This window comes from Vibrio sp. 10N.222.48.A3 (genome assembly GCF_041475345.1).
GTDB classification, from domain to species: domain Bacteria; phylum Pseudomonadota; class Gammaproteobacteria; order Enterobacterales; family Vibrionaceae; genus Vibrio; species Vibrio tasmaniensis_A.
Window position 1 is genome coordinate 1 of sequence record NZ_JBFRVX010000413.1, and the last position, 5,296, is coordinate 5,296.

Here is a 5,296-nt window from a genome sequence, read left to right on the forward strand (position 1 = left end):
CCTATATGAATCTCAATCTGATTAAACACTTTCTCGCAGCCTATGACTTCAAGAGTATTTCTAAGGCAGCAGAACATATGAATATGACTCAGCCATCAATGACCGCCGCGATAAAAAACTTTGAAGAGCAGAGCGGAAAGATCATGTTTTATCGCACCAGTCGTTCAATTCAGCCGACAGAAGATGCGCATTATCTTGCTGAGCAATGCCGAGAAATATTAGGTCGGCTCGACTCAGTATTTGAAGAAGAGAGAAAGCTAAAAATCTGCTGCCCAGAAGTGATCATGCAGGCACTCCCTGGCTATGAAGGCGTCTACTTTGTTGAAACTCCCGCCATCGAATACAGCATTTTGGACAAACTAAGAACCGGAGAGGTGGATATTGTTGTCGACGACATCTCTGTTACTGATCACTCCTTTATTGTCGAATCGATCGGCTCCCAAAAGCTCGCACTTGCGTGTCGTAAAGACCACCCAACGATTGGCGATACCATCTCCCTTGAGCAGTTCAAAAACGCCGAGCACATCATGCTGCGCCTAAAAGACAAAAATGTAAGCGCGCTAGAAACCCGAACTGAAGAAGCATTTGAGCGTAACGTGGTTCGAGAAGTTTCCGGTCAATCGAATCTACTGCTGAACGCTCGTAACTCTGACGCGGTGTGTATTGTCAGTGAGTCCATGTTTAATTTAGCAGAAGAGTTAGGGCTAAAAGTCCTCGAACCGCCATTTGCGTTGCGTAACTACGAAATGAAAATGATTTATCACAAACGCAGTATTCAAGATCAGCGACATGCTCAAGTTCGAGAACACATCAAAAAGCATCTAACGCCACCTTCCAAGAAATAAACAAAAACTATGCAAGTAATGAGAAGTCGCAAATAAAGACAAAATAAACCAAATTACATAGATAAAATCTATGTGTTTTATAGTTACTACCCAATGGTTCGCCGCTTAAAAACTGCCTAAGATATCGTCATCAACGAGGCCTATTACACACCCTCGTATCCTTCAACTTTTGAAGAACGACGAAACAGGATGGATTCTGAGTCTGATTCATACGAAATACAGAACCAGGGTAACACTATGAAAAAAACCATTATTGCTCTCTCAATCTTAGCGTCTTGCAATGTGATGGCTCACTCTCATCACGCATCAGAGCGTTTAACTCACGGCGACCATGACCACTCATTCGATATGAGCGAGTACGATGTTGTGCTTTCTAATAACTATGACCCGTTTGCTAATGGCATTGAGTTTCTCTCTCCAACCATGTCTGCTGAGCAGCAAAGTTACTTCCCTTTATCTGAAAATGCCTCGACAAAACTAGCGGGGTCATTCCCAGAAATAATCTGGCGAGGTGAACCTCTATTCACGCCGGAATACAACAAAGAAAACATGGAAAAGGCGCAGCAAGAAGGCAAAATTCATCCAGAGTTAGCAGCGATGGAAGAAGCAATGACCAACCCTGTGATCTTTAAGCTATCAGACCGCATGTACAACGCATTTGGCTTTGAGGGAGCTTCGATCACCTTCCTTCAGGGTGACAAAGGACTGATCATTATCGACGCTGGTTCAACGGCTGAAACCGGTGAAGCCATGCTGTCGGCTTACCGTGACGCAACTGGAGACGAGCGTGAGGTTCATACGATTTTCTATACTCACCACCACCCAGATCAATGGGCAGGAACCGAGGGGCTAGCAACGCGTGAAGACTTCGAATCTGGCAAAATTAATGTCATCGCTCATGTTGATTTCCAGAAGAAAATGAATGAAGAGTCTGGCATTTATCTTAATCAACAGTCGATTCGAACCGCGTATGCATTTGGTGCCTTTATCCCTCATAACAATGACTACGATAAAGGGGTAAACCAAGGTGTTGGCTACCCAGCAGACATCGTGATGCAATCACAAAACAAATCCTTCTTCGCGCCAAATATCTTAGTCGACGATCTGATGATCATGAAGGTAGATGGCCTTACATTGGAGTTTTTCCACACCCCAGGAGAAGCGCCAGATGGTGTTGCACTCTATGTACATGAAACGGGAGACATGGTCGGTGGCGATACCATTCAAGGTGAAACCATTCCAAACCTCTACACCATTCGTGGTACCGAGTACCGTGACGGCCTTGAATGGGCAGACTCTATAGACCGCATGCGCCGCTATCAGCCAAAAACGCTTTCCCTACACCACGGCCGTTCTGCAGTAAGCCAAGAGCGTGTTGAAGATGTAATGAAAGCCTACGCGGATTCACTGCGCTACATGCAAGATCAAACGGTTCGCCATATCAACAAAGGCTATACCATGCATGAGCTTTCGGACAGTATCCGTCTGCCTGAAGAACTCAAAGATCACGATTACCTTCGCCCGTTGCGTGGCTCAGAATATCAAAATGTTGCCAATATCTATGCGGGTAATGTTGGTTGGTTCAATGGTGATGCCAGTGAGCTTGCGAAGCCTGCACACAAAGACATGGCGCAACTTTACGTTGATATGATGGGTGGCTCAGACGCCATTAGAAAGGCTGCGGATCGCATGATCGAGAAACAACAGTACGGTGAAGCGATGCAGATCCTAACGCATGTTATCCGAGTCGATCACAACGATATGTATGCTCGTGGACAAAAAGCCGTTGCGCTAGAGCGTTGGGGTTGGGAACAATCGACCCCGGGTTGGCGTCACTGGGCACTCACAGGTGCAGCAGAGCTTCGCGGAGAACTAGATGGCGTACTCGATACAATGAACTTTTTTGGCGATGCCAGCAAGTTCGTTGAGGCACCAACCGATGATGTGATGTCACTGATTCCAACTCGCCTAATAGCCGAGCAATTGAACACCAACGAGACGCACGTCATCAACCTTGTTGTGGATGGAAGCCCATACCTTGTCAACGTGTCTAACCGCACAATGGCTGTCGACAATGGTTTTAGCTCTGAGAGCGCCGATCTCACCGTCGATATGTCAAAACAAGACCTTGTTCACTTGTTCTTAGTCAAAGACATCAATGTTGAAGAATCAACAGCGAAAGCAACCAAGGGCGATATCAAGCAACTTCAACGTTTGGTTGATGTGATTGATACCTTCTCTCCGTTCTATCTACACCTTCGTTAACCCCAATAAATAACCCGTGCCTCATTCATTTGAGGCACGATAAGAGGTGCCCATGATAGACAAAGATACTTTTATCCCAAGGGCGTTAGCGGTTGCCATCGTTGTATTTCTTTTACTTGTTTAACTCGGAAATTAACGACTCGAGCTGACGTAATCGCCAAACCGCTCAAACAGAAAATCCAAAAACAGTCGGATACGCTTCGGCTGATATTTCTTGCTGATGTACACCACATTCAAGTCGGCGCTCGACACCGACATCGCGGTATTGAAGTTTTTCATGTAGCCATTAAGCAGAGTCACAAGGCGTTGGTTATTGATGTCATCTTGCACATCCAACACCGATTTAAGCGCAATGCCCTCACCTTTTAATGCCCAGTAGCGAATCACTTCGCCATCGTCTGAAAATCGCTTCGGCACAACCGTCACCGACTTCTTCATATCATTGTCTTGGAAGTGCCATGTCTTGAGCTCTTCATTGCTACGCAGCATGGCTAAACAGTCGTGTTCGACCAAATCTTGTGGTGTTAACGGTGTTCCATGTTTAGCAAGATATTCAGGAGAAGCGCACAACACACGTCGGCTTGGTGATAAGCGTCTGGATATCAAACTGCTGTCGACCAGTTCACCATAACGAATCACGATATCCATGCCAGATTCAGCAATGTTCGAGAGGTTATCGTTCAAATACAGGTAAGGAATAACGTCCGGATACTGCTGGCAAAACTCCGAAAGAATAGGAAGAATGTACTGCTTTCCGATGTCTTTTGGCGCGGCAATCTTTAGCGAGCCTTTGACTTCTTTTACGCCATTTTGAATCAGGTTTTCGGCCTCACTGACGTTGTCTAAAATCTCCAAACATGCCTTGTGATACAACTCCCCAGAGTCGGTCAAAGACACATGACGCGTGCTTCGATTCAACAACTTCACACCATATCGTTCTTCAAGCGCCTGCAGCCTTGCTGTCATGGTCGCAGGAGAAAGCCCTAACTCTCGCCCAGCCGCAGCTAACCCGTGATGCTTAACAATGCTCACGAACATCGCCATATCTGAAAACTTATCCATACGATTCTCGCTTCCACCTCTTCGTCTTACTTCTCGATCTTAATGCTCGATTTGAATACTCAGCCACACTATTCAGTTTAACCGAATAATGAATTTATATTTTAACCAATTATCAAATTTAGTCGAATAAATATAATGGCAAACATCAACAGAACAACGCAGGAATTCAGAGCATGACTAACGAATCGACTAAACAAGAGAAACACACTTTCGTCATCATTGGTGGCACATCAGGTATCGGCAAAGCACTAGCGATGCAACTAAGAAACGAGAACAACACGGTACATATTGCCAGCCGACACACCGGCGTTGATATCACGGATGAAAAGTCGATTTGTGAATACTTCGAATCGATTGGCGTGTTTGACCACTTAATCGTAACGGCTGGCTCATCCGCTCCCGCAGGAAAAGTAACAGACGTAGCAACCGCAGACGCTAAGACAGCTTTTGACACTAAGTTTTGGGGCAGCTTAAACGTAGCCAAACATGCCGCTCGTTACATGACACCAAACGGCTCTATCACGTTCACAACTGGCATGTTGTCACGCAAGGTTGTGGCAGGCACTTACGTAAAAACCGCCATCAACGCCGCACTAGAAAGCGTAACCAAAATACTGGCGAAAGAGCTATCCCCCATTCGAGTCAATGCCGTTAGCCCGGGTTTAACCATGACGGAAGCCTACAAAAACATGGACGATTCCGCTCGTACAAGCATGTACGACAACGCCAAAAACAACCTACCCGCAGGCAAGGTTGGCGAGCCTTCAGAGATAGCCATGGGTTACCTGTTCGCAATTAATAACCCATACGTCACTGGGTCAATCATCGATATCGATGGCGGCGCTCTACTCGGCTAACACTCCGCAAAGAAGCAAAGACATAAAGAACAATCGTTAGGGCGTGTATCTCACGTCCTAACAAACAAGAATTTACATAGGTAGATCATCATGAAACAAGAAACTGTCCACCAAGAAACTATCCATAAAGAAACTACCCATAAAGAAAAGATTCCATTCCAAGTTTGGATACTGACACTCGCTGCATTTGCAATCGGCACGGCTGAGTTTGTTATCGCAGGCATTCTTCCACAGATCGCCACATCACTTTCAATCACAGAAGGTCAA

At 45.8% G+C, this 5,296-nt stretch carries 4 protein-coding genes and 1 pseudogene; 4 read left to right on the top strand and 1 reads right to left on the bottom strand.

Going from position 1 to position 5,296, the window contains the following annotated elements:
• Window positions 1-845 (top strand): LysR family transcriptional regulator (locus AB4653_RS12725; RefSeq protein WP_372104327.1); only part of this gene is annotated, 845 nt, incomplete at its 5' end.
• A gap of 237 nt (window positions 846-1,082) precedes the next feature.
• Window positions 1,083-3,110: an alkyl sulfatase dimerization domain-containing protein gene (locus AB4653_RS12730; protein WP_232281799.1), complete on the top strand. Its 2,028-nt coding sequence runs from the start codon at window positions 1,083-1,085 to the stop codon at window positions 3,108-3,110.
• A 132-nt stretch (window positions 3,111-3,242) separates the two neighbouring features.
• On the opposite strand, the gene AB4653_RS12735 is transcribed toward AB4653_RS12730, so the two are convergent.
• Window positions 3,243-4,172: a LysR family transcriptional regulator gene (locus tag AB4653_RS12735; protein WP_009846069.1), complete on the bottom strand. Its 930-nt coding sequence runs from the start codon at window positions 4,170-4,172 to the stop codon at window positions 3,243-3,245.
• 173 nt (window positions 4,173-4,345) lie between these two features.
• On the opposite strand from AB4653_RS12735, the gene AB4653_RS12740 reads away from it, so the two are divergent.
• Both AB4653_RS12740 and AB4653_RS12745 read left to right on the top strand, forming a co-directional pair.
• Entirely contained in the window at window positions 4,346-5,029 is a 684-nt protein-coding gene (locus tag AB4653_RS12740; protein ID WP_009846068.1) for an SDR family oxidoreductase, read from the top strand.
• Window positions 5,030-5,119: 90 nt separating this feature from the next.
• Window positions 5,120-5,296: pseudogene (locus AB4653_RS12745) on the top strand (MFS transporter); the annotation flags it as partial.

Coding starts and splice junctions, on each gene's coding strand:
- AB4653_RS12730 (WP_232281799.1), top strand. CDS start 1,083: ATGAAAAAAACCATTATTGCTCTCTCAATCTTAGCGTCTTGCAATGTG.
- AB4653_RS12740 (WP_009846068.1), top strand. CDS start 4,346: ATGACTAACGAATCGACTAAACAAGAGAAACACACTTTCGTCATCATT.
- AB4653_RS12735 (WP_009846069.1), bottom strand. CDS start 4,172: ATGGATAAGTTTTCAGATATGGCGATGTTCGTGAGCATTGTTAAGCAT.